Below are 24,846 nucleotides of genomic sequence, written 5' to 3'. Positions count from 1 at the left end.
ACGGTCGGTGATTTCATAACTGTTTCGGGCTTCGGTAACCTGATCAATATTCAGCGCGTCGACTACGGAGGGTATCAATGGCGCAAACACACCGCTCCGTCGTTTCCATGGTGGATTCCTTGAGCCACGAGCTCGAGCATCTCGATCCGCGTGAGCGTCGAGAGCTGTTGATGCAGATGGTCCGGCTCCTGGCGGCCACCCCGGGCACGCACCTCCAGGTCGGTAGCGGCGGGTCCGGCCGGGCCGGAGAGAACCGCGCGGTGGCGCTCTGCGAATGGGCCCTCGACGCAGGGGTCACAGAGAGCGAGCAATTGCTCAAGGTCGACATGCGGCCCGGCGACATCCAGATCGCCAAGACGCGTGAGGCGACCGGCCGGTCGTTGATCACCAATGGGTTCCTCGGCGCCGACCTCATCCATGTTCCCGCGGGCGAGGGCTTCGCTCCGCACACCCACCCCGGCGATCACCTCCTCTTCGTGGTGGGCGGTCGTGGCACCATCACCGCCGCCGGCGAGATCCTGGAGACCACGCCCGGCCTCGTGTACATGGTGGATGGCGCGCAGCCGCACGCGGTCGGCGCGATCACCGACCACGTCCTGCTCTCGGTGGGCGTCGCCCACCAGCCGCTCGACAGTGCGAACCGGCAGGAACTGAGGCCGTTCGAGGACCTGCTGACCGACGACGGGCACATCGTCTGCCGCATCTGCGGCATCAAGGCCGACAGCGGGGACGAGTTGCGTGCCGCGGGGTGCTCGCACGGTCCGGTCGTGTTCGGCGCCCCCGGTGTCTGACAGTCCGGGGCCGACAACCGCGCGTGGGAGCTTTCTGGAGCGCCCCCACGACCGGCACGTCTCGAAGCGGGCCGAACTCCTCGGCGGTCGGCCGCTGCCGCCGCCCGAGCTGGTGCCGCAGCCCGTGCCGGCCGGGTGCCCGGTGGGCCAGGTCGAGGCGGTGCTGCGGCGCCAGCTCACCGAGCACGGACTCGGCCTCGTCGATCTCGGTGAGCCGATGACCAGCGCTCACCTGCTGGAGCTCGGCCATCGGTTCGGCGAGGTCATGCCGGAGACCGACCCGGCCGTGCGGCCCAACGTCGAGGACGGCGCGATCCTGCACCTGATCAGCGCCGAGGGTGACACCGCCGACGTCACGCGGCAACCGTTCGCCACGAGCGCCCTGAGCCTGCACACCGAGGGCAGCGGACGGCCGATCGGCGGCCAGCCGCGATACATCGTCCTGATGTGCCTGCACGCCGGGGACGACGAGAACGCCGCGCAGACCGTCCTGGTCCCGTTCGCCGGGGTCGACGAGCGGCTCCGGCAGACCGACCGCGAGATCCTCGCGCACGTCCGGTACGACCGCCCCGGCGTGCCGCCGATCCGGCGACGGGTGGACGGGCGGCCGGTCTTCTCGTTCCGCGACTTCCAGGCCGACACGCTGAACTGGGTGTCCGACACCGACCAGTTCGACGCCGTGGCGGTCCGCGACGCCCTCGCCGCACTGCTCGCCGGGATGTACGAGGGCGGCGGCGTCGCGCGCGGGCTCCAGTGGCGCCGTGGGCTCCTCGCGGTCCTGGACAACACGTACGCCTTCCACGGCCGATCGGCGGCGCCGTTCCACGACTCGACCCGGCACCGGCATCTCAAGCGGCTGCGGATCACGGACCGATCGGGGGAGATGGCCGGATGACGACGGATGCCCAAGGGCTGTTCGGTCACGTCGGAGAGCCTCGGCTGTCGGTCGTGCCCGCCGAGGTCGAGATGCTCGCGGCGCAGCGCCCCGACCCCTCGCGGGTGCCGATGCCCCTGGACCCGGGCCCCGACGCGCGGCTGCTGGAGGTGTACGCCCGAGCGGTGAACCCGCAGGACCCGATCGAGCTCCGCGATCTCTACCTGGGCCGGGTGGAGTGTGAACTCGGGGTGGAGAGCCACCGTCCCGACCTGGCGGCCCGGTGGCGACAGTCCCGGCGCAGACGTGAGGTCGACGCCGCCACGGTGCTCCACTCGCGGGCGACCGTACGTTTCGTCAAGGAGCTGTTCAACTCCTACTTCCGCGACGACCTCTACGGTGACCTGCGCGAGCAGGCGGGGATCATCCTCTCCAGCGGGTCCGTGGACGAGGAACACTGGGGCCTGCCCGGCACGTTGAAGGACTGCATCGCCTACGCCCTGAACCGGGACTGGTACGGATACTCCGACTCCCGGGGCCGCGAACCGGCCCGGGAGGCGGTGGCGGCGTACGAGTCGGCCCGGCTGCCCAGCGCGGGATACACGGCCGACAACGTCGCGCTGACCATGGGCGCGACGCTGGCGATCAGCACGGTGGTCGACTTCGTCCTGCTCGAGGCGAGCCCGGGCGGTGCCGCGTCGCTGTGCGCCATACCCAACTATCCGCCCCTGGTGGAGTCGGTGGCCCGTCGGGGGCCGGTGTCGCTGGTGCCGCTGTCATCCAGCGCGGACGGTCGGACGTCGCTGCGACCGCTGATCGAGGCGCTGCGCCCGGACACGCCGATCGTGCTGCTCCAGACGGCCGCGAACCCGACCGGCGCCCTGGTCTGCGAGGACGAGCTGGAGCTGCTGATCAAGTCCGCCTCGCCCAGCACCCTGATCGTGCTGGACGAGTGCCACGAGTGGTTGGGGGAGCCGGTGGCCACCTCACCGGCTCGCGCCGCGGCCAACGTCATCCGGGTCAGCAGCCTGTCGAAGAACTGGTCCGCCCCGGGCCTCAAGGTCGGCTGGCTGATGGCGGACAGCGGCTTCATCGATCGCTACTACGAGTACGCGTCGACCACCTTCGGCGGGCCGCCGTCGTTCTTCTACACGGTGGTCGAGGTGCTGGCCCGGATGGAGCGGTGGCTGGTCAGCGGTGACGAGGAGCTGACCGCCGCGCACTGCCGGGAGTTCGAGTCGACGTACGGCCTGCGCCTGCCCGGCCTGCAGCGCGCGTACGACAACTACCGGGCCGAGCGGAGGTCCCGGGAACGGTCCCTGACGCTGATCCGCGACGCCTACCACAACGGCATCCGGTTGCCGGGTGTCTCCGTGCTGCCGGCGCGCTACTCCATCAACCTGACCACGTCGTTCGACGACCACGAGGACTCGTACCTCTGCTTCCGGGAACTGCTGCGGGAGACCAACGTGTCCCTCTTCCCCGGCATCCTGACCTTCTGCCTCTCCGGCGCGTTCATGCGGCTGACAACGTCCCGGCCCTGGTCGGACTATGCCGAGGCGATGCCCCGGCTGCGGCGCTACCAGGAGCGTGAGCTCAGACCAGCCTGACCGTCACCGTCTTCGGTCGCTGGAACTCGGTGAGGGCGAGGACGCTCAGGTCGGTGCCGTGACCTGACGCTCCTCGCCCGCCGTGCGGCAGCTCGGGGCACTGCTCCAGCACGCAGTTGACCCACACCTCGCCCGCGTCGAGCGCCCGGGCGACGGAGAGCAACTGGCCGGTCCCGGCGCCCCAGACGCTGCCCGCCAGCGCCTGGTCGACACTGTTGGCCAGGCGGACGGCGTCATCGATGTCCTCGGCGGCCTGCACGGTCAGGCAGGGGCCGAACAGCTCGTTGGCGACCGCCGGATCGTCGGGTTCCAGGTCGGCCAGGATCCGCCCTTCGGCCCAGTAGCCCTCCTCGTGGGAGTCGTCGCCGAGCGCCAGCCCGGCGGCGTGGCTCACCCCGGCGCCGGAGCCCGAGAGGATCTGCCGGTAGCGGCGGATCTGGTCGGGGTTGTTCAGCGGGCCGAACGAGCGGCCCGCCTGCCGCCGGCTCATCGCCTCGGCGAGACGGTCCACCACCTCCGCGTAGTTCGACCGTAGCGTGATCACCCGAGCCGGTGCGGCGCAGCTCTGCCCGGCGTTGTAGGTGGCCGCGCCGGTCAGGTCGGCGTAGGTGTGCTCGGGCGCGTCCGGCAGCACGATCGCCGGGCAGTTGCCCCCGAGCTCCAGGCTGACCCGGCGCAGCCTCGCCCGGGCGGCCACGTCCTGCCCGCCGGCGATGCTGCCGGTGAACGCGATCGCGTCGATGGGACTCTCCACCAGCAGCCGGCCCGTCGCCCGGTCGCCGGGCAGTGCGTGGAGCACTCCCGGACCGAGGGTGTCCCTGGCGTCCCTGGCCAGCAGCAGCGCGCTGTCGGGAGTGCTCTCGGCCGGCTTGAGGAGCACCGCGTTCCCCGCGGCGAGCGCCGGGCCGATGCGCCAGGCGGCCATCAGGATCGGATAGTTCCACGGCACGATCGCGCCGACCACGCCCAGCGGCTCCCACCGTACCCAGCTCTCCCGGTCCGGGAGGTGATGCCCGGCGGCGGGCGCCAGCGCCGCGCGCACGGCGCCGGCGTAGAACCGCAACAGGTCGACGCTGTCGCGGATCTCGCCCTCGGCCTCGTGGGCGGGCTTGCCGGTGCCGGCCTGCTCGGCGGCGACGTACTCGCTCAGGGCGCCGTCGATCCGGTCGGCGAATGCCAGGAGACGGCGGCTCCGCTCGCCCGTCGGCAGCCCCGCCCAGGACCGCTGGGCTTCCCGCGCCGCCTCGACCGTGTCGGTGACCGTCGGCCCGCCCGCACCGGCCAGGTCGGCGCGGACCCGCCCGGTGCGTGGGTCGGTGAGCCGGAGACCGGTCGGCGAATGCGGGACGGCAACGGTTTCTGCGGTCATGGACATGATCCTATCCGGAGTGGACGGCGCGATCGGGTTCTCGTGGTCCCGCCGCCCAGCGGTCGGCCGGACACCCGCTGGCCCCGGCCGCCATCGACTACGCTCGCTGGGCACGGGAAGCGCGCCGGTGCGACGGCCGACGACGGGGCCCGGCCGGGGGAGTGAGGGAGATGCCATGGGACTGCCGGGGCCGACCAGAACCTGTTACGGGGTCGTGCACCTGGCCCCGCTGCCGGGCACCCCGTTCTACGAGCCCGACTCGTTGCGCCACACGCTGGCCCGCGCGGTCGAGTCGGCGCGGGCCCTCGACCGGGGCGGCGCCCACGGCTGCCTGGTGCAGACCGCGGACCGGGTCTACGGGGTCGAGGACGACTGCGACCCCGCGCGGCTCGCGGCCGTCACGGTGATCACCGAGGCCGTCCGGGCGGCGACGGACCCGGCCTTCCAGGTCGGCGTCCAGATCATGCGGAACGCGACCAGGGCGTCGCTGGCCACCGCGAAGGTCTGCGGCGGGAGTTTCGTCCGGGTGGGCGCCATCGTCGGTGAGACGCTGAGCTGGCAGGGCACGGTGCGACCCGATCCCGCCACGGTGATGGCGTACCGCCGGGCCATCGACGCGTGGGACGTCAAGGTGATCGCCGATGTCGCCAGCATGCACTTCAGCTGGCCGAACGGCGACAGGCAGCCCGGCGAGGTGGCCCGTTCGGCGATGAACGCGGGCGCCGACGCCGTCTGCCTGGGCGACCCGGACGAATCCCGCACCCTGGAGCTGATCTCGCAGGTGCGGCGCGCGGCCCCGGCGGCTCCGATCTACCTGGCCGGCTATACGGACCACGACAACGCCGCCCGGCTGGTCGGCGCCGCCGACGGCGTCTTCGTCGGTAGCTGCGTCACCGTCGGCGGCTGGGCCGGGGATGTGTCCGAGCAGAAGGTCCGGTCGTACATGGAGATCCTGAACTCGCTGCCGCCCCGGGAGACCGCATGACCTCCTACACGGTGGCCGCGATGCGCGCGGAGGTCGACGGCCTCGCCGCCGACCTGGCCGTGCTGACCGGCGTGCTCGGCACGCGGCTGGACGAACTGCGCTCCGTCGAGCCGATCCCCAGCCGGATCGTCCTGTCGGGCAGCGGGGACTCCCTGTACGCCGCCCAGGCGGCCGAGTACGCCTTCGACCGGCTGCCGCGCACCACGTGCGTGCTCCGCAGCACGCAGCGGCTGCTCGACTACGGCGTCGGCCGCTCGCTCTCGGAGCCCGCCGCGGCGACCCTGGTGGTGGGCGTCTCGGCCTCGGGCACCAGCGCCACGCTGGCGGCCGGGCTGCAACGGGCCCGGGCGGAGGGGTTCCGCACCGTCGCGATCGTCGGATCCGCCGACACTCCCGTGGGCCGCAGCGCACACCACAGCGTCACCACGGGGCTGCCGAAGCGCCCGCCGTCCCCGGGGATCCGGAGCTACCAGGCCAGTCTCCTCACCCTCCTGCTCCTGGCCGAGGGGTGGGCGGACGCCTCGTCGCACCCCGCCGCGCCCGGGTCCGGCGTGCTCGCCGCCCTGCCGGACCTCGTGGAGCGGGCGGTGCGGCAGCAGGTGGAGCCGTGCCGACGGCTGGCGGAGCTGATCCTGCGGACGGCCCCGGTGCAGGTGCTGGGCGGGGGGCCCGCCCTGGGGACGGCGCGGTACGCGGCGGCCAAGGTCGTCGAGGGTGCCGGCGTGCCGGCGCTGGGCCGGGATCTCGAGGAGTGGTGGCACGTCGAGCGGTTCGCCACCGAGGCCGACGCCCCCCTGATCGTGCTGGCGCCGCCGGGGCCCAGCCACGAGCGCGCCGTACGCCTGTGCGCGCAGGCCCGCGACCGTGGTCACGTGGTGGCCGCGGTGGCCGAGCCCGGCGACGAGGAGATCTGGGAACAGGCGCACCTGGTGCTGCCGCTGCCCGAGGGAGGTTCCCCGGCCTGGTCCCCCCTGATCGAGCACGTCTTCGCCGCGCCGCTGGCCGCCGACCTGGCCGAACTGCTGGGCCGGCCCCCGTTCCACCGTCGTTGACGCGGGCTCGCGGGCGCGCGTCGGGCCGGCGCAGACCCTAGGGTCGTCGCCATGGACGCTGCCAGCCCGGCCCGCGACGGCCACGCGCACCCCCCACCCCCGACGAGGCTGTACGGCGACGCCCTCCGGTTCGGAATCCACTCCGGACAGCTGCACGGCAGCTACGAGATCTGCCGTGATCTCTGGCGGCGGGCGGAGCAACTGGGCTACGACTGGATCTCGCTGATCGACCATCTGCGGCCACACCTGTACGGCCCCGACCAGCCCTGCTTCGAGGGCATGACGCTGCTGGCCGCCCTCGCCGCGCAGACCGAGCGGATCCGCTGCGCCATGCTGGTCACCGGCGCGATGTGGCGTCATCCCGCCGTCACCGCCGCCGCCATGGCCACCATCGACCACGTCTGCGACGGGCGGCTCGAGGTGGGCCTCGGTGCGGGCGGCCCGGATCTGGCCTACGAGCAGTACGGCATCCCGTTCCCCGCCGCCGGGGAGCGGTTGGACCGGCTCGACGAGACCTGCGAGATCCTCCGGCGGCTCTGGACGGAGCCCGAGACGACGTTCGAGGGGCGGCACTTCCGGCTGGACCGGGCCCGGCTCGCGCCCAAGCCCCGGCAGGCCCACGTGCCCCTCGTGGTGGGCGGGAGCGGGGTGCGGCGGACGCTGCGGACAGCGGCCCGGCATGCCGACATCTGGAACACCCTCGCGACCACCACCGAGGACTACGGTCGTCAGCTCGCCGCCCTGCGGGGGCACTGCGTGGACGTGGGGCGCGACGAGGCCGGCATCCGTCGGTCGGTCACGTTCCGGGCGGTGCTGGTCGAGCGGGCGTCCGGCGTCGACGCGCGATCGGCGGAGCTGCTGCGCGGAGCGCCGGACGAGGTGCGCGCCGAGTACCTGAGCCTCGGTACGCCCGAGCAGTGCGTGGCGGACCTCAGGCCGTACGTCGACCTCGGCGTCCGGGACTTCCTGCTGGCGGTCAAGCCGCCGATCGACTGGCAGACCGTGGAACTGATGATCACGCGGGTGGCCCCGGCGCTGCGTGAGTACGCGTCGTCGCGGGAGGTCCGAGGATGACGCGGCCCGACGCGACGCGCGTGCGACGGCGGCAGGTCGGCGTGACCGGCCCCGGCGGCCCCGACGCCGGACGCGCCGTCGACGAGATCACGCTCTCGGCGGGCGACCTCGACGTGACGGTCTGGACGTACGGCGCGACCCTCGTCGAGGTGGTGGTGCCCGACCGGGCCGGCGACCGGAGCAACGTCGTGTGCCGGCTGCCGGGCCTGGCCGCGTACGAGGACCGCACGCTCAACGCCTATGTCGGGTCCACCGTCGGGCGGTACTGCCGTGGCGTCCGGGACGGGACCTTCATCCTCGACGGCACCCGGTACTCGCTGGACCGCAACGCCGGCGGCCACCACCTGCACGGCGGTACGAACGGTTTCGACCGCCGCGTGTGGCAGGCCCGCGTCGAGGAGGGCCCGGACCGGGTGGCGGCGGTCCTGACGCTGATCAGCCCGGACGGGGACCAGGGATATCCGGGGGAGTTGACCGCCGAGGTGGCGTACCGCCTGCACGCCGAGGGCCGGCTCACCTTCGAGTACCGGGCGTCGACCACCGCCCCGACGCTCGTCGGTCTGACCAACCACGCGTTCTGGAACCTGGCCGGTGCGGGGACGGTGGACACCCACCTGCTCGCGCTCAACGCCGAGCGGGTCGTCCCGTTCGACGAGGAACTGTTCCCGCTGGCCGGCCCGCTGTTGCCGCTGGCCGGGACCCGTCTGGACTTCCGCGCCCCGCGCCGCATCGGGGCCGCCCGGTTGGACAACTTCTTCGTCCTCGACGAGCCACGGTGGGCCGCCGAGCTGCACGACGAGCGCAGCGGTCGCCGGATGCGGGTGGTCACCGACCAGCCGGGGCTCGGCGTGTACAGCGGCGACGGGCTGTTCGCGCCCCGCGCGGGGCTGGCCCTGGAGGCCGGCGCGTGGCCGGACGCGCCGAACCTTCCGGACGTGCCGTCGGTCCGGCTCGACCCCGGGCAGACCTACCGGCACCGTACGGTGCACGAGTTCCTCGTCGGTTGACCCGGCCCGTCGCGCCCCGGCCCACCCGCGTGGGTGGGCCGGGACGCCGGAACGTCAGGCCTTGCGGAGCCAGAACGTCAGGCCGAGCGACTCGTCGGTGAACGGCTCGGGGTCGGCCCACGACGGTTCCCCGTCGGCGCAGTCGGTGGCCAGCACCTCCTCCGCGACCAGGTCGCGGTGCTCGGCGAGGGCCAGGGCCGTCTCCTCCCGGGTCGCCCGGTACCGCAGCGCGATCCGGTCGGTCACGTCGAGGCCGCTGGCCTTGCGGGCCTCCTGGATCTGCCGGATCGCGTCGCGGGCCACCCCGGCCCGCCGCAGCTCGGGCGTCAGGTGCAGGTCCAGCGCCAGGGTGGCGCCGGCATCGCTGGCGACCGCCCAGCCCTCGCGCGGCGTCTCGACGATGATCACCTCGTCGGGGCCGAGGGTGACGGGCTCGTCGCCCACCACGACCGTCGCGGATCCGGACTCCCGCAGGGAGTCCTTGAGGGCGGCGGCGTCGGCCGCCGCGATCGCCGCAGCCACCTGCTGCACGGTCTTCCCGAACCGCCTGCCGAGGGTGCGGAAGTTGGCCTTCGCGGTGGTGTCCACCAGCGACCCGCCGGCCCCGCCCACGGCGGCGACCGACCCGACGTTCAGCTCGGCGGTGATCTCCGCCAGCAGCTCCGCGGACAGCTCCTCGAAGCCCTGTGCCGAGGCCAGCGCCCGGGACAGCGGCTGCCGGACCTTCATTCCGGAGTCGGCGCGGGCAGCGCGGCCCAGCTCGACCAGCCGCCGCGCGATCGCCGTCTGCCGCGACAGGGCCGGGTCGATCAGGGACTCGTCCGCGACCGGGTACGGGGCCAGGTGCACCGACGGCGGCGCGTCCGGGGCGACCGGCACGACCATGTCCTGCCACACCCGCTCGGTGATGAACGGCGTGATCGGCGCCATGAGCAGCGTGACGGTGGAGAGCACCTCGTGCAGGGTGGCGAGCGCCGCCGGGTCGCCCCGCCAGAACCGCCGCCGGCTGCGCCGGACGTACCAGTTGGAGAGGTCGTCGATGAACGCGGCCAGCAGCCGGCCCGCCTGATGGGTGTCGAACGTGGACATCGCGGCGTCCACCTGCTGGACCAGCGTGTTCAGCTCGGAGAGCAGCCACCGGTCCAGGACCGGCCGGTCCGCGGGGGCCGGGTCGGCGTCGGACGGGGACCAGCCGGCGGTCCGCCCGTACAGCGCCTGGAAGGCCACCGTGTTCCAGTAGGTCAGCAGGATCTTGCGGACCACCTCCTGGAGGGCGGTGTGCCCGACGCGTCGAGCCGACCAGGGCGAGCCGACGGCGGCCATGAACCAGCGCACCGCGTCCGCGCCGTGCTGGTCCATCAGGGGGATCGGTTCGAGGATGTTGCCCAGGTGCTTGGACATCTTCCGGCCGTCCTCGGCCAGGATGTGGCCGAGGCAGACCACGTTCTCGTACGGCGACCGGTCGAACACCAGCGTGCCGATCGCCATCAGGGTGTAGAACCACCCACGGGTCTGGTCGATGGCCTCGGAGATGAACTGCGCCGGGTAACTCTTCTCGAACAGCTCGACGTTCTGGTACGGATAGCCGAACTGCGCGAACGGCATGGAACCCGAGTCGTACCAGGCGTCGATCACCTCGGGGACCCGCCGGGCGGTCGCCCCGCAGTGGCAGGTGAACGTGACGTCGTCGATGAACGGCCGGTGCGGGTCGAGCCCGGTCACGTCGGACCCGGTCAGCTCACTGAGCTCGGCCAGCGACCCGACGCAGGTCAGGTGCTCGTTCTCGCAACGCCAGATCGGCAGCGGGGTGCCCCAGTAGCGCCGCCGCGACAGCGCCCAGTCGACGTTGTTGTTGAGCCAGTCGCCGTACCGGCCGTACTTCACGGTGGCGGGGTGCCAGGTGGTGCGCTCGTTCTCGCGCAGCAGGGCATCGCGCACCGCGGTCGTCCGGACGTACCAGGAGGGCTGGGCGTAGTAGATCAGCGCGGTGTGGCAGCGCCAGCAGTGCGGGTAGCTGTGCTCGTACGGGACGTGGCGGAAGAGCAGCCCCCGGGCGGTCAGGTCGTCGATGAGCGGGCGGTCCGCATCCTTGAAGAAGAGGCCGCCGACGAGGGGGAGCTGCGGCTCGAACCGGCCGTTGGGCTGCACCGGGTTCACCATCGGCAGGCCGTACGACCGGCAGTTCACCAGGTCGTCCGCGCCGAAGGCCGGTGCCTGGTGGACCAGGCCCGAGCCGCTGTCCGTCGTCACGTACGACGCGAGGATCACGATGTGCGCGTCGGGGATCTCGACCAGGTCGAACGGCGCGCGGTAGCCCCACCGTTCGAGCTCCTGGCCCTTGAACGACTCCCCGGTGAGGTCCCAGCCGTCGCCGAGCGCCTGGGCCATCAGGGGCTCGGCGACCACCAGCTGCTCGTTGCCGTCGGTCGCCACCACGTACGTCACGTCGGGGTGCACGGCCACCGCGACGTTCGACACCAGGGTCCATGGCGTGGTGGTCCAGACCAGCAGCGACGCCCGCCCGGCCAGCGGCCCCGAGGTGAGCGGGAAGCGGACGTACACCGACGGGTCGACAACCGTCTCGTACCCCTGGCTCACCTCGTGGTCGGAGAGGCCGGTCTCGTCCCGGGGGCACCACGGCGCGACCCGGAAGTCCTCGACCAGCAGGCCCTTGTCGAAGATCTGCTTCAGCGACCACCAGACGGACTCGATGTACTCCGGGTCCATCGTCCGGTAGGCGTCGTCCATGTCCACCCAGTAGCCCATGCGCTCGGTGAGGCGGGCGAACGCGTCGGTGTGCCGGGTCACCGACTCGCGGCAGCGGGCGTTGAACTCCGCGACGCCGAACTTCTCGATGTCCTGCTTGCCGGAGAAGCCCAGTTCCTTCTCGACGGCGAGCTCGACGGGCAGGCCGTGGCAGTCCCAGCCCGCCTTGCGGGCGACGTGGAAGCCCTTCATGGTCTTGTAGCGCGGGAAGACGTCCTTGAAGACCCGTGCCTCGATGTGGTGGGCGCCCGGCATGCCGTTGGCGGTGGGCGGCCCCTCGTAGAACACCCACTCCGGGCGGTCGCCGGACTGTTCGAGGCTGCGCGCGAAGACGCTGTTGGCGTGCCAGAAGTGCAGGACCTCGTGTTCGAGATCGGGCAGATCGACCTGAGTCGGTACGCTGCGGTACATGGTTCCTCCGACGGATGCATGGGGTGAAGCTCCGGCGGAGGGACGAGGCCTGCGGCCCCGCGGTACCACCCTCCTTGGCCGCGTAACGGCCCTCTCTCTTCGGGTGCGGTCGGTTCTACTCGGCCTCGCGGCCTTTCCTCCGACGGCTCCGGGGTGATCTTCCCGCCGTGCAACACCCCCGGGCTTCCACCATCCCCGAGTCGCTCCTGGCTGCGTACGGCGGTACTCGTCCCCATCTGCGCCTTGCGGCAACATCGTAACCCACGCGCCTCGCCGCCGGAGCGGCCCCGAGGCCGGTGGCACGGGGGTGGCCGGTGGCGTCGGCCCGGCGGCCCGCCGTCACGCCGGCCCGTCGTCTGCGGTGCCACCGTGGCGGGGATCCTGCCCGACACCGTTACGGCAGCGGTGCGTCGAGGTGTGCCGCGACCTGTTCGGCCAGCCTCGGCCGGAGGATCTTCCCCGTGGCGGTCCGGGGAATGGCATCGAGCGACAGGACCCGTCGCGGCACCACGGTGGCGGCGAACGAGGCGCACAGCGCGGTGCCGACATCCGGCCGCTCGCCGGGGGCGAACACCACCGCTGCCACGATCTCGTCACCCAGGAACCGGTGCGGCAGGCAGACGCACGCCGCGTCGCGGACGCCCGGCAGCGCCCGGAGCGCCCGCTCCATCTCCTCGAGGGAGACCGTCTCGCCACGCACCTTGGCGATGTTCTTGCTGCGTCCCGTGATGACGAAGTAGGGCCGGTCGTCGTCCGGGTCGCGTACCGCGAAGCCCATGTCCTGCGAATGGAACCAGCCGTGCCGGAAGGCCTCGGCGGTGGCGGCGGCGTTACCCGCGTACCGGCTCATCACGTTGTGGCCACGCATGCAGAGCTCACCGAGCTGGCCCGGCTCGGCCACCCTGCCGTCCTCCAGCAGCACGGCGACCTCGTTGCCGGGCATCGCCGCCCCGATGGACGGGATGTCCGCCTCCAGGACCAGCCGGCGGTAGGTGTCCGCCGAGACGTCCGTGGGCACCGTGGTGGAGAAGTTGGTGGTCTCCGTCAGCCCGTAGCCCTGCAGGACCCGCGTTCCGAGACGCCGCGACACCTCCTGCGCGGTCTGGGCGGTCAACGGCGCGGCGGCCGAGACGAAGTACCCGAAGTCTCCCGGCAACCGCGGCGACCGCCACGTGTGGGTGAGGGCTTCGAGAAGGCTCGGCACCACGCTCGCGATCCGTGGCCGGAACCGTTCGAGCAGCCGGGGATAGCCGAACGGGTCGAACGCGTGCGCGAGCAGCACGTGGGCACCCGCCGCGAGCGGGCCCAGCACGGTGAAGTGGAGCCCGTTCACGTGGTGGATCGGAAGGCACCCCAGGATCCGCTCGCCCGGCCCGATCCGGTGATGGGCGCGCAGCGCGGCGGCGTTCGCCACGACGTTGTAGTGCGACTGCACCACCAGCTTGGAGGCGGCTGTCGACCCGGAGGTGCCGATGAGGAACGCGTCGGCGCCCGGTCCCACCGGCGCGTCCGACTCACCCCCCGCCGGGTCGGCCAGGGTGTCGGGGTCCGGAATGACCACCGGCGACAGCGACGCGTCGAGGGAGACCGTCGGGGGGTGCAGGACCACCTTCGCCCCGGCCGACTCGACCTGCGGGCGCAGCCGGGCGACCGGATCGGCGGGGCTGAGCAGCAGCACCGCGCAGCCCGCGCGGAGGGACCCGAGGATGCCGATGACCGACCGCGCGTCGTTGACCGGTGCGAGCGCCACGACGTCGCCCGATCCCACCCCCAGCTCCCGGCGCAGCCAGCCGCCGACCCGCCGGCTCAGGCGATCCACGTCCCGGTAGGAGAGGGTCGTCGTCTCGCCGTCCGCCGTGGCGGTCGTCAGGAAGGCGGCGTCGCCCAGCGTGGCGACCTGGCGCAGGAGGGTCGCCACGATGGTGCCGCCGTACTCCCAGGGCGGCCCGAACGGGTGGCCGAGGTAGCTGTGGGCGAGATCGTGATCCGTGGCCCGAGCTGTGTGCATGGCTAGGCGAACCGATTCGGGGAGTGGGGACGACCGAGGTCGCCCGGATCGGGCCCGTCGGTGCCGGCGGGTCCGCGCAGGGCCGCGACCGTGTCCGCGATGGACGTGACCGTACGGAAGGTGGACCAGTCGAGCAGGTCCGACGAGAACGTGACCGAGAACCTCCTCTCGATCAGGACGATCAGCTCGACGACGGCGAGGGAGTCGACGCCGAGCGCGGCCAGCTCCGCGTCGGGATCGTCCAGGGCACGCGCGTCGGCAGCTCGGACGTAGGGCCGCACCAGCTCGGTGATGGCCTCTCTCCACTCATCCACTACAGACTCCCGTCTCCTTCGGACGACAGCCGTGGGCTGTCCGTACCCGGCGGACCCCCTCGGGTCACGTCGCTGATTCGTCGAATCCCGTCGCTCGTCGCCGCTGGCTAGCCGGTGACGAGTTTCTGCAGGTGGACCCGGCGCACGCCGCCCTCGGCCAGGGTCGGCCCATGCTGGGTGAACCCGAGCGTGTCGAGCATCCGCCGCGTCGCCAGCAGGTCGGGGTTGGCCTCGCAGCGCAGCACGTCCGCACCCCGCTCGTGAGCGAGCTCGACGGCCCGGCGCAGGCACCGGACGCCGACGATCGATCCCTCGTACGCCGGCGCGACGGCCAGTCGTTGCAGGTAGAACGGGCTGGTGGCGGGCGGGTAGACGGAGAGGTCCAGGCCGTGCGGGGGCTCCGGGGACAGCGTGAACGAGGCAGCCGACTCGGTGCCGTGCCGCAGCAGGTGCACCGAGCCCGCCCGGACCCGGCGTTCGGTGGTGTCGAGGTTGCGGACGGGAGCGACCATCCCGTACCGGGCGGCCTGTTGTCCGTCACTGGCACACAGCAGGGCGTGCGCCTCCGACGGATCCGTGGCGACCACCCACGTCCACTCCGTCAGCCCGGAGTCTGCGCTCTCACTGGACACAGCGGTGAATCCTGCCCGGCCGGTTCTCCCGTCGTCAAGCATTGCCCGGTGGCCGGGCGTCGATGTGATCAACTGTGGATATAGTGATCTCCATGGCTGCCCCCGACGTGCCGACGCACGCCCGGCCCACGCCGGCCGCCGAGCATCCGTTCGACCCCCCGGCCCGGCTCTCGGCCTGCGTCATGGCACATCCCGCCCGGCAGGCGGCCGCGCAGCGCCTCGCCATGGCGCTCTCGGACCTCGACGCGGGCATGGTCACCGACCCGGATCCGGGTCGCCCCGGCGGCCCGCTGCGCACCTCGCGCATGGCGTGGTCGCGGGTCGCGCCGGGCGCGACGCACCACCTCGTGGTCCAGGACGACTCCGTCCTGACGCCGGACTTCGTGCGGCACGCGCTCGCCGGGACGCGCGCGCTGCCGGGGCATGCCCTCGGTCTGTTCACCGAGTGGGGGTCGTTCACCTCGTACGCCCTGCGGGTCGCCGCGCTCGTCGGCGTCGACTGGGTCGAGGTCGTCGACGGATACATGCCGGCCCAGGCGCTCATCCTGCCGGCCGACGTCGCCCGCGAGTTCGACCGGTACGCCGCACGGGCCACCGCCGGCGACGAACCGGACGACGAGGCGCTCCTGGGCTTCCTGCGGTCGACGGGCGTGCCCATGGTCGTGTCGGTGTCGAATCCCGTCCAGCACGGCGACGAGGTGAGCATCGCCGGCAACGGCTGGCACGGCCTGCGCAAGGCCGCGTGCTGGCCGGCCGACCCCGTGGCGCCCGGCGGGACCGTCCTCGACCGGATCGCTCTCGTGCCGTTCTTCTCCTGGTTCACCGGGGATGCCATCTGCCGGTTCCGTGACCAGCCGGCCAGCGATGACTGGCAGCAGGTGCCGGCCATCGAGCTGTTGCGGGCCCACGGCCTCGGCGACGACGACGTACGGCGGCTGATCGCCAACGGATGCCCGCGACGCCCGGGCGACGCCGCGGTGCCGGCCCACCTGACGCAGTCCCTCGTCACGGCGGCGGTCGCCGTGGGGCTGCTGGCGGGTGAGTGCGGTGCCCCCGCCGACGGCGCGCGGACCAAGGAACCGGTCGCGGCCGCCGCGCTGGCCACGCTCGCGCCGGGTGGCCTGCGCAACTTCGTGGACGGCCACGCCCTTCCCGCGGTGAGCGAACAACTCGCGTCCGTCGTGGACACGGCGGCGCAGTTGGGCCTGGAGACGGCGGAGCGGACGTCCCGCTCCGGCCGTGGTCTCCCGGCGGCCCGTCACTTCTCCCAGTAGGAGGTTCGGTGGCACCGCTGGTGCTCGCCATCAGGAATCGGTCCACCCGCTGGCTCCAGATGCTCCTCCTGTTGCCACACGCGGGGCGCGGCCTGGCCCTCGGCGCCCTCGCGCTGAACGTGACGCTCGGCCTGCTGCCGTCGGTGTTCATCGTCGCCACCAGCATGCTGCTCTCTCGCGTGCCGGCCCTCGCCGCGCAGCCCGCGGGGCTCTCGTGGGACGGCATCGTGGTCGTCCTCGCGGTGGCACTGGGCGCGTTCACCCTGCAACAGCTGCTGACGCCGTTCCAGTCCGCGGTCACCGAGGTCATCGCGCGTCGGGTCGACGAGGTGTGTATCGGGCGGCTGCTCGACGCTGCGCTGGACGACGCGCCGATCGCCCTGCTGGAGAATCCCGAGGCGCTGGACCTGCTCGCCGACGCGCGGGCGGCCTTCGAGCGGCAGGCGTACACCCCCGGCGACGCCGTCGGCGCGATCCCCTCGCTGGTGTCCCGCTACTGCCAGCTGACGGCTGCCGTGGTCCTCGTCGGGGTGGTGCTGAGTCCGCTCGCGGGGTCGATCATGATGATCACCGCACTGGTCATCCGGGTGGGAGTTCGCGGCACGCTCGGGCGGTTCGCGGCGGTGTCGGAGTCCCTGGCCGGGCACCGGCGCAGGGCCGGGTACATCGGTGCCCTGGCGACCGGCGCGACCGCCGCCAAGGAGATCCGCGTGTTCGGGCTGCTGAGCTGGCTGCGCGAGCGGCTGCGCTCCGACACCATGGCCAACCTCCGACCGATGTGGGCCGGTAGCCGACGCCTACAGTTCTGGCCGTTCGTCGGGTTCTCCGCGGTCGGGTTCGTCGGAGGGGCGGTCGCCATCACGATGCTGGCCGTGGCCGCCGGCCGGGGGCAGGTCGACCTCTTCGAGCTCGCCGTCGCCCTACAGGGGATCCTGATCCCCATGCGCTTCGGCGTCTACTTCCCGGAGTGCGACGTGCAGACGCAGTTCGGGCTGCACTCGTTCCACGCCCTGGAGCGTTTCGAACAACGGGCGGGCGCCGGCCGGCCGGCCGGCGCCCGGGCGACGACGACGCCGGTGCGGCCCAGCCGGGAGATCCGCTTCGACAACGTGAGCTTCCGGTACGCCCCGGACGGTCCCGACGTTCTCGACGGACTGGACCTCACGCTCCCGGTCGGCCGTTGCACCGCCATCGTCGGGCTGAACGGCGCCGGCAAGACCACACTGGTGAAGCTGCTCGCTCGCCTCTACGAGCCGACGGGCGGACGGATCACCGTGGACGGGGCCGAGCTGGCCCGCTTCGACCCGGACGAATGGCGCCGACAGCTGGCGATGATCTTCCAGGACTACGTCCGCTACGAGCTGACGGTGGCGGAGAACATCGGTCTCGGTGCGCCACGGCTGCTCGACGACGACGACGCGATCACGGCCGCGGCCGAACGGGCCGGTGCCCTGGACGCGCTGCGGGGAGCGCCGGACCCGCTCCGGACGCCGCTGTCCTCGCGCTGTCCCGGCGGCACGGACCTGTCGGGCGGCCAGTGGCAGCGGATCGCCCTCGCCCGGGCGCTGCTCGCCGTCCACGGCGGCGCCTCGGTGCTGGTGCTCGACGAGCCGACCGCGCAGCTCGACGTCCGGGCGGAGGTGGAGTTCCACGACCGGTTCCTGGCCACGGCGAAGGGGATCACGAGCGTACTGATCTCCCACCGCTTCTCCACGGTCCGCCACGCGGACCAGATCGTGGTGATCGAGCACGGCCGGGTCGTCGAACGCGGCAGCCACGACGAGCTGATTCGGCACGACGGCCGGTACGCCGAGCTGTTCGAGTTGCAGGCGAGGAGATTCCGGATGGACGCGGTCGAACCGACGGCGGTGGGATGAGAAAGATCGCCCTCGCGGCCGGCTTCCTCCTGCGCCTCGGCTACCGAACCGACCGCCGCAGGCTGTTCACCGCGATCGCCCTGATGACCGTGGGATACCTCGCGACGCCGTTGATCGGTGTCGTCCTCGCCGCCTTCACCAACGCCGCGATCGGCCGGGACGGCACGGTGGTCGTGCTGCTGGCCCTGGCCGCGGCCCTGTTGCTGGTCTTCGAGCTGACCATGATGCACTTCGCGCACCTGTCCTACTTCGAACTGGGCGACCTGGAGCAACTCGCCCTCACCGACGAGGTCGCCGCGATCGTCAACGGCAGCGCCGGCATCGACCACTTCGACGATCCGAGGTTCGTCGAGGCCCTGACCCTGGTCAACGAGAACCTGATCCGGGTGCGGAACGCCCTCGAGTCGACGCTGCAACTGGGCGGGGTCGTGTTGCAGATCGGCCTCACCGCCGTACTGCTGGTCAGCGTCGACCCGTGGCTCGTCATGCTGCCGCTCGCCGCCCTGCCGCCGGTGCTGCTCAGCAACCGCGCGCAGCGGGTGGTCGACGACGCCCAGGAGGCCGCCGCCGTCGACATCCAGGTGTCCCGGCACCTGGTGAAGGTGGCCACGACCGGAAGCTCCGCGAAGGAGATCCGGCTCGCCGGCGCCCGGGAGGCGGTGATCTCGCGGCAGCGAGCGGCCTGGGCGGCGACGACCGGCCGGCTGCGCAGGGCGCACTTGCACAGCGCCCTGCTGCGCGCCGGCGGGCAGGTGCTGTTCGCGGCGGCGTACGGGACGGCGATCTTCCTCGTCGTCCGCGGCGCGGTGCGCGGCGAGGCGAACATCGGGCAGGTCGTCCTGGTGCTCACCCTCGCGGTCCAGGTCAGCGTGCAGGTGGCCGGTCTGCTGGGAATGCTCGGGACGTTGCAGCAGATGGGTCGTACCGTCGCACGCATCGACCTGTTGCGGCAGTTGACGGCCGGTCCGGGTGCCCCCGCGATCGGCCCGGTGCGTCCCGCTGCCGCGTCGCCGCCGACGTCGGCCCAGGCGTGGGGGCCGGCCGGCGGGAAGGCGGTGTCGCGGACGCCCGCCCGGCTGCGTCGGGGGATCCGGCTGGAACAGGTCTCCTTCGCCTATCCGGGCGCCGACGAGCCGGTGGTCCGGGACGTCTCGATGGAGATCCCGGCCGGCAGCACGCTGGCGCTGGTGGGCGAGAATGGTGCGGGCAAGAGCACCCTGGTCAGGATGATCTGTGGCCTCTGCCAGCCGACCTCGGGCCGCATCACCGTCGACGGGATCGACCTGCGCGAGTTGACCCCCGACCAGTGGCGGTCCCGGGTAGCCACGCTGTTCCAGGACTTCGCGCGCTTCGAACTGCTGCTTCGGGAGAACGTCGGGCTGGGCCGGCCGGCGGCTGTCGACGCCGACCAGGAGATCATGGCGGCGCTCGACCGGGCCGGTGCGCGGGGCATCGTACGGAGGGTTCCCGGCGGCCTGGACGGTCTGCTCGGGCACAGCTACGGGGACGGCATGGAGTTGTCCGGCGGGCAGTGGCAGACGTTGGGGCTCGCCCGCACCCTGATGCGACGCGACCCGCTGCTCGTGGCCCTCGACGAGCCGGCGGCGGCCCTGGACGCCCTGGCGGAACACGCGCTGTTCGAGCGACTCGTGAACACCGCAGCGGGCGTGCGCGGAGAGCGCGGAGTGATCACTGTCTTCGTGTCACACCGCTTCTCCACCGTCCGGGCGGCGGACCAGATCGCCGTCCTCCGCGGCGGACGGCTCTGGGAGCTGGGCAGCCACGACGCGCTGATGAGCGCGAACGGCCTCTACGCCGACCTGTTCACCGTCCAGGCGAACGCCTACCGGTGACGGTGGCCGCGCGTCGGCGGCCGGGTCGCCCCGGCCGCCGACGGTGAGCGGCGTCGAACAGACGGCCACCCGGCCGAGGCCCTACCTCGTGCCGGCGAATCTCCCGTCCACCGGGTACCGGACCTCGGTGCGGGAGGACGCCGCCATGAACTCGCAGTAGGCCAGGTGGTAGGCGAGGCCGGCGAATTGCGGAACCGTCTCGTTGAAGAGATACGTGAAGTGGTCGATCTCGACGCGACCGCGCCAGTCCTGCAGGAGGAGACCGGCGTTGCGTTGGGCGACCCCGCGCAGGATCTCGGCCGCGGCCTCGTACTCCTCCCGGGCCTGGCGGATCAGCCCACGGTTGATCTCGGCGTGCAACAGGTCGGGTTCCAGCGCGAGCGCCCCCGTGAAGGCGGCTTCGGCCTCGTCCAGCTCGTTGAGCATGAGGTGCATGACGCCGACCATGTTGAGGAAGATGGAGTCCTCCGGGGCCAGCTTGGCCGCCGTCTGGAACGCCGCGAGGGCGTCGTGCGGACGATCGGCCGCACGGAGCACGTGGCCGTGGTAGGCCCACACCCGCGGTGCCGACGGGTCCGACTCGACGGCCCTGGAGCTCCACTCGACCGCCTGCTCGACGTTGCCGAGGGCGCGGTGCAGGAAACCCGCGTAGGCGGGCCACAGCCCGAGGTCGGGGTAGTCGGCGATCTGCTTCTCGGTGAGGTCGAGGTAGCGCCGCAGTTTGGCGGTGCGGGCCGCGACCGGCCGGACGTTGCCGGGATGGTTGAGGACCAGACCCGAGGACGCGATGACGCCCCCCATGTCCTGCACCGCCTCCTCCACGGACTCGCCGACGAGCCGCCGGTACCGGATGTCCGGGTGGCTGCGGAAGAGCCGCACCGGGCGGTCGACCCAGATCGCGCCCACGGCCGTGAGGTTGAAGCGAAGGACGGTGTAGGCGAGATGGTCGTCGGGCGCCTGCTCGATGAGGGCGGCGACCCGTGGCCACTCGGTGGCGGGGAACTCCTCGTCCACGTCGAGGAACAACACCCAGGGCGTCTTCACCTGCTCCAGGGCCAGGTTCCGCGCGGCCGAGTAGCCGCCGTCCATCGTCGTCTGGATGAACGTGTCGGTGTGGGACCGCGCGATGTCCTGGGAGCCGTCGGTCGAGCCCGTGTCCACGATGACGACATCGCCGCAGACGGGGCCGGCCTCCGCGAGGCACCTCGGGAGGAACGCGGCTTCATCCTTGACGATGAGGCACAGCGTCAGCTCAGGAATCTTGATCTTGTCCACCATTTCTCCATATCTCGGATCAGGGCCCGGCCCGCGCCGCATCGCCCGGCTAGCCGCGCCGCATCGCCCGCCGGACCGTCGTCGCCCAGGCCCGCTCGGCCGTCAGGGCGTCGTCGTAGGTCTGCGCGAGCTCGTCATCGAGCTTCCCGCCGTCGGTGAGCGCCCGCTCCACGAGCGCGCGCCACCGGCCCGCCGCGGCTGCCGCCGCGAGCTGGCAGGCCGCCGCGTCGGCGGGGCTCGCCCCCGCCCGGTACAGGATCAGCCGCGCCGCGGCGCCCAGGATGTGTTGGCTGTCCACGTAGCCGAACTGACGCCACGACGACTCCGGTGCGACCCCGGCCAGGAACTCGGCCTTGGCCCGTACCGGCTCCTCGCCGGCGAGAACCGCGTCGGCCACGTCCGCGAGCTCGCTCGCGGCGTCGCGGACCACAGCGGCGGCAGTCGTCGGCGTCGGCCCGGCCGAGACGGTCAGGACCTGCCCGACCAGGTAGGGGACGCCGTGGGCCGCCCAGGCCACGTGCGCGCGGGCGAGGTGTTCGCTCGGCACGTAGGCGGTCGTGCAGATGTCCCCGAGGACCTGTCGGAGGGTGACCGTCGGTTCGAACGGCACCGCGAACCGCAACGGGGTCTCCCACCCGTCGAGCGGCGCCTGCCCGCCCGTCGAGTCGACGTGGAACAGCCGGGCGTTCGTCAGCGATTCGAGATGCAGCCCGTCCAGCACGGTGAACATCCCGCGCTGCTTGCGGTAGCCGGTCACCACGGTGACGTGCCCCGAGTGGTGGCCGTCGTAGTAGGCGCGGCACGACGGCAGCTCACCCATGTCCATGGGGAGCAGCGGGACGCGGTCTTCGCGCAGGAGACCGGCGAGTGTCCCCACCACGTTCTCGCCCCCGGAGTCGAACGTGTCGAGACGCAGTCCCAGGTGCGTGCGGAAGATGCGGTCCTGCACCGCGTCCACCTCGGCGCCCAGTCCGGTGTCCCAGCCCGTCGCACTGTCGGCGCCCCGCCAGCGGTCGCCGACGTCGTAGCGATCCCACCGGTGGTTGTAGTGGACCCAGAGCTGGAAGTGGACGTAGAAGGCGTCGTGCCGCTCCCGGCCCCACCGGGACGCGGCGAGTGCCCGGGGCACCCAGAAGCAGTGCAGCCCGTCCCGGTCGTACATGAGTGGAACGTGGGAGTGGGTGAAGCCGCCCAGGTCGATGTCATCCATGTGTTCCCCCACCCCGTGGTCGTGCCGCATCGGCTCGTCCGATGTCCAGCGCCCAGATCCGGTGTCGACGGTCATGCGTGTCCCGCTCGGGTCGGCGGGCGGCGTCGGGACCGCCGTGCGCCGACGCCGCCCGCTCCGATCAGGCCGGCGGGGCCTCCTCGCAGAGTTCGAGGTGCCGCCGCCGGTTCGCGTTGGTGCTGGCGAAGCTGCGCAGATAGATCCGCCGGATGTCGTCGCGGTCGCGTGCGTCCCAGAGCCGTTCGTGGTGCTGGTAGCCCTCGATCCGCAGGGAGAACGTCGCCGGTTCGGCGAGGGCGAAGTCGGCGAGCGGCTGCCTGAAGTTGGAGTTCTTCCATCCGACCAGGTCGTAGCCGGACTTCAGGGCCACCGTCTCGGGCACGGGCTCGTGCAGCGGGATGAACGACTGGATCTGCAACTGGGTGATCACGTCCAGCTGCTCCAGGAACGAGTCTGACGGCGTCTCACCGGTCAGCTCGCGGTGGAGCCGCAGGCCGCTCTGCGCGAACTCGTGGACGACCTCGGCGAACCGGCCCTCGGTGAACAGGTCGCTGAAGACCGCGTACTGGTAACGCATCGCCCCGAACTGGTTGTCGGTGACCTGCTCGGGTTGAGTCTCGGCCAGTTCGCGGATGAGCTCGGCGACCTCCTCGCGGGTGTCGCGCATCATCGCCCGGTGGCCGGTGAGGAACCGGCCGGCGAACTCGGCCAGGGTCGGGCACTGCTCGGAATCCGCCAGCATGGCGCGGATCACGGAGGTCGCCCGGACACCGTTGGTCTCGAAGAAGAAGACCAGTTCCCGCAGCCAGCCGTAGAACAGCGCGAAGTTGAAGAAGAAGATGAACTTGAAGAACCTGAGGTACTCCTGCTCCGGAATCGTCGAGGTGGCGACCACGAGTTCGTCCATCTCGAAGGTCTGCACGGAGTCGTACTCGGAGTATCCGTTCTCGGACAGGGCGAAGCGGGTCTTCAGCCCGAACTTCTCGCGGTACTCCGCGAAGGCCATTTCGGCCTGGTCGAGGATGTTGAGCGCATAGATGACGACGTTGTCGAAGCGGTAGTCGAGGACCTTGTCCAGGGAGTTCGTGAACGACTCGATCGTCTCACCGGGCAATCCGAAGATCAGCTCGGTGGAGAGCACCAGGCTGTGCTCCCGGGCGAAGGCCGCGGCCTCCTCGATCGCGGTGTCCTTGACGTTGACCCGCTTGATGTTCTTCAGGACCTGCTTGTCCAGCGACTGGAAGCTGATGTTGAGCGGGATGAGGTCCCGCATGAGCAGGGTCACCTGCTTGACGTTCCTGGTCAGGTGCTTGTCGGTGTAGACCTGCACCACGGAGGGGTAGGAGAACGTGTCCTTCACCTTCCGGACGTGCTCGGCGATCTCGACGTCGCGGGGGAGGATCCCGAAGTTCTCGTCGGCGATGCGCAGCAGGGGATTCGACGTTCGCGCCTGGATGTAGTCGATCTCCTCCTTGACGCGCTCCACGCTGAACGCCCGCAGCTTGGACCACCAGTCGTGACCCGCCACGCAGAACGTGCACCGGTACGGGCAACCGCGTGACGTCTGGAGCAACGGGATGAACTCGGGATTCGCCAGGAAGTCGTCGCACAGGCCGGTCAGGTACGGCGACGGGATCTCCTCCAGGACGCCCACCCGGTCCAACGGGTCACCCTGGAGGACCAGGCCCTCTTCCGTGAGTGAGTAGCACCCGTCCACCACCGTCCCCCTGACGTCGCTGGGGTCGGCCAGGCCCAGGCACGTCTCGACGAGGTTGGCGAGCGGGTGCTCGCCCTCGCGGGAGATGTAGAAGTCGGCGGCCCGGTTCCTCCGCAGGCCGGCCTGCGCGATGGGCTTCTCGGTGGGGATGTTCGGCCCGGCCACCGCGACGACGACCTTGGGGTGTCGCTGCTTCACGACGCCGATCACCGCGTTGGTCAGCGCGGTGTTCCACGAGTAGTTGCCGAACGCGAAGATGTCGGGCACCTGCTCGTTCAGCGCCTCGTTGATCTGCTGCGTCGTGGCGAGTTGCCGAATCTGGATGGCGTCGCCGAACCGCGCCCTCAGGTAGGAGTGCACGTAGGTCATCCCGAGCGGAACCGTCACGCGCAGGTTCTTACCGGTCGTGCTGTGCAGGTGCGCCAGGAAGACGACCAGCGGCCGGCCGATCGCGGCTGCCCGGGTGCCACGCCCGAGAGTACGAGCGTTGAGGCTCTCGACAGGAATGAAGTTTCGTCCAGGCTGCTCGATGACCATGGTTGCCTGCCCTCTCGGGATGGTTGACCGCGATCCTTCCCACGAAACGCCGGCCGGCTCGGTGATCTTGCCGAGGTCGGTTCGACGGTACGCGATCAAGCGGCCCGGCACGACCCATCACGGGCTTCGATTTCCCCGCGGTGGCGCATCCGCGTCGGGGTCCATGACGGTGAGAGATGTTGATGTCGCGAA

Annotated in this window: 18 protein-coding genes; 10 read left to right on the top strand and 8 right to left on the bottom strand. The window is 71.7% G+C overall.

Features of this window, described 5'->3' with window-relative positions; all coding sequences use genetic code 11:
* Positions 1–119 precede the first annotated feature (119 nt).
* Genes GVV04_RS20330 through GVV04_RS20320 form a run of 3 tightly spaced genes read left to right on the top strand, consistent with a single transcriptional unit; the run spans position 120 to position 3,275 of the window.
* A complete protein-coding gene (locus GVV04_RS20330) occupies positions 120–791 on the top strand; it encodes a cupin domain-containing protein (RefSeq protein ID WP_161689663.1) in 672 nt (223 codons plus the stop codon).
* Positions 784–1,686 carry a TauD/TfdA family dioxygenase gene (locus tag GVV04_RS20325; RefSeq protein ID WP_161689662.1) on the top strand — a complete coding sequence of 301 codons (903 nt, stop codon included), beginning with the start codon at positions 784–786 and terminating at the stop codon, positions 1,684–1,686. Before GVV04_RS20330 ends, GVV04_RS20325 begins: the two co-directional genes overlap by 8 nt.
* Positions 1,683–3,275: a pyridoxal phosphate-dependent aminotransferase gene (locus tag GVV04_RS20320; protein WP_161689661.1), complete on the top strand. Its 1,593-nt coding sequence runs from the start codon at positions 1,683–1,685 to the stop codon at positions 3,273–3,275. The genes GVV04_RS20325 and GVV04_RS20320 overlap by 4 nt, the downstream gene beginning before the upstream one ends.
* On the opposite strand, the gene GVV04_RS20315 is transcribed toward GVV04_RS20320, so the two are convergent.
* Complete coding sequence (locus tag GVV04_RS20315) at positions 3,262–4,644, bottom strand: aldehyde dehydrogenase family protein (RefSeq protein ID WP_161689660.1); 1,383 nt, start codon at positions 4,642–4,644, stop codon at positions 3,262–3,264. The two genes, GVV04_RS20320 and GVV04_RS20315, sit on opposite strands and share 14 nt — an antisense overlap.
* A 175-nt stretch (positions 4,645–4,819) precedes the next feature.
* Here GVV04_RS20315 and GVV04_RS20310 point away from each other — a divergent pair, with 175 nt between their 5' ends.
* The 4 genes from GVV04_RS20310 to GVV04_RS20295 are packed head-to-tail and all read left to right on the top strand — an operon-like array spanning position 4,820 to position 8,762.
* On the top strand, positions 4,820–5,629 hold the full coding sequence (locus GVV04_RS20310) for a BtpA/SgcQ family protein (protein ID WP_161689659.1): 810 nt from the start codon (positions 4,820–4,822) through the stop codon (positions 5,627–5,629).
* Positions 5,626–6,681 carry an SIS domain-containing protein gene (locus GVV04_RS20305; RefSeq protein ID WP_161689658.1) on the top strand — a complete coding sequence of 352 codons (1,056 nt, stop codon included), beginning with the start codon at positions 5,626–5,628 and terminating at the stop codon, positions 6,679–6,681. Before GVV04_RS20310 ends, GVV04_RS20305 begins: the two co-directional genes overlap by 4 nt.
* A 51-nt stretch (positions 6,682–6,732) precedes the next feature.
* Positions 6,733–7,755 carry an LLM class flavin-dependent oxidoreductase gene (locus GVV04_RS20300; protein WP_161689657.1) on the top strand — a complete coding sequence of 341 codons (1,023 nt, stop codon included), beginning with the start codon at positions 6,733–6,735 and terminating at the stop codon, positions 7,753–7,755.
* Positions 7,752–8,762 carry an aldose epimerase family protein gene (locus GVV04_RS20295; RefSeq protein ID WP_161689656.1) on the top strand — a complete coding sequence of 337 codons (1,011 nt, stop codon included), beginning with the start codon at positions 7,752–7,754 and terminating at the stop codon, positions 8,760–8,762. Before GVV04_RS20300 ends, GVV04_RS20295 begins: the two co-directional genes overlap by 4 nt.
* Positions 8,763–8,816: 54 nt before the next feature.
* Here the strand turns inward: GVV04_RS20295 and ileS are convergent, their stop codons facing one another.
* From ileS to GVV04_RS20275, 4 genes are all read right to left on the bottom strand, one after another.
* Positions 8,817–11,939: an isoleucine--tRNA ligase gene (gene ileS, locus GVV04_RS20290; RefSeq protein WP_161689655.1), complete on the bottom strand. Its 3,123-nt coding sequence runs from the start codon at positions 11,937–11,939 to the stop codon at positions 8,817–8,819.
* Between the two features lie 394 nt (positions 11,940–12,333).
* Entirely contained in the window at positions 12,334–13,947 is a 1,614-nt protein-coding gene (locus GVV04_RS20285) for a class I adenylate-forming enzyme family protein (protein ID WP_161689654.1), read from the bottom strand.
* Between the two features lie 2 nt (positions 13,948–13,949).
* Positions 13,950–14,261 carry a phosphopantetheine-binding protein gene (locus GVV04_RS33250; protein ID WP_161689653.1) on the bottom strand — a complete coding sequence of 104 codons (312 nt, stop codon included), beginning with the start codon at positions 14,259–14,261 and terminating at the stop codon, positions 13,950–13,952.
* Positions 14,262–14,368: 107 nt separating this feature from the next.
* Complete coding sequence (locus tag GVV04_RS20275; protein WP_201753838.1) at positions 14,369–14,893, bottom strand: GNAT family N-acetyltransferase; 525 nt, start codon at positions 14,891–14,893, stop codon at positions 14,369–14,371.
* A 92-nt stretch (positions 14,894–14,985) separates the two neighbouring features.
* Between GVV04_RS20275 and GVV04_RS20270 the strand changes: the two genes are divergently transcribed.
* Genes GVV04_RS20270 through GVV04_RS20260 form a run of 3 tightly spaced genes read left to right on the top strand, consistent with a single transcriptional unit; the run spans position 14,986 to position 19,897 of the window.
* Positions 14,986–16,167, top strand: a complete 1,182-nt coding sequence (locus tag GVV04_RS20270) for a hypothetical protein (RefSeq protein WP_161689652.1) — start codon at positions 14,986–14,988, stop codon at positions 16,165–16,167.
* Positions 16,168–16,175: 8 nt separating this feature from the next.
* The gene (locus GVV04_RS20265) at positions 16,176–18,044 is read left to right on the top strand and encodes an ABC transporter ATP-binding protein (protein WP_201753837.1); all 1,869 of its coding nucleotides are present in this window, start codon (positions 16,176–16,178) and stop codon (positions 18,042–18,044) included.
* Positions 18,041–19,897, top strand: coding sequence for an ABC transporter ATP-binding protein (locus GVV04_RS20260; RefSeq protein ID WP_161689651.1), 1,857 nt, complete (start codon positions 18,041–18,043; stop codon positions 19,895–19,897). The genes GVV04_RS20265 and GVV04_RS20260 overlap by 4 nt, the downstream gene beginning before the upstream one ends.
* An 81-nt stretch (positions 19,898–19,978) precedes the next feature.
* Here the strand turns inward: GVV04_RS20260 and GVV04_RS20255 are convergent, their stop codons facing one another.
* From GVV04_RS20255 to GVV04_RS20245, 3 genes are all read right to left on the bottom strand, one after another.
* A complete protein-coding gene (locus GVV04_RS20255) occupies positions 19,979–21,172 on the bottom strand; it encodes a glycosyltransferase (RefSeq protein ID WP_161689650.1) in 1,194 nt (397 codons plus the stop codon).
* Between the two features lie 49 nt (positions 21,173–21,221).
* Complete coding sequence (locus GVV04_RS20250) at positions 21,222–22,382, bottom strand: BtrH N-terminal domain-containing protein (RefSeq protein ID WP_161689649.1); 1,161 nt, start codon at positions 22,380–22,382, stop codon at positions 21,222–21,224.
* A gap of 139 nt (positions 22,383–22,521) precedes the next feature.
* Entirely contained in the window at positions 22,522–24,654 is a 2,133-nt protein-coding gene (locus GVV04_RS20245; RefSeq protein WP_161689648.1) for a B12-binding domain-containing radical SAM protein, read from the bottom strand.
* Positions 24,655–24,846: the final 192 nt, after the last annotated feature.

This window comes from Micromonospora rubida (assembly GCF_009908295.1).
Lineage (GTDB): Bacteria > Actinomycetota > Actinomycetes > Mycobacteriales > Micromonosporaceae > Micromonospora > Micromonospora rubida.
The sequence above is the reverse complement of the archived record's forward strand: the minus strand, read 5'-3'. Positions and strand labels throughout refer to the sequence as shown.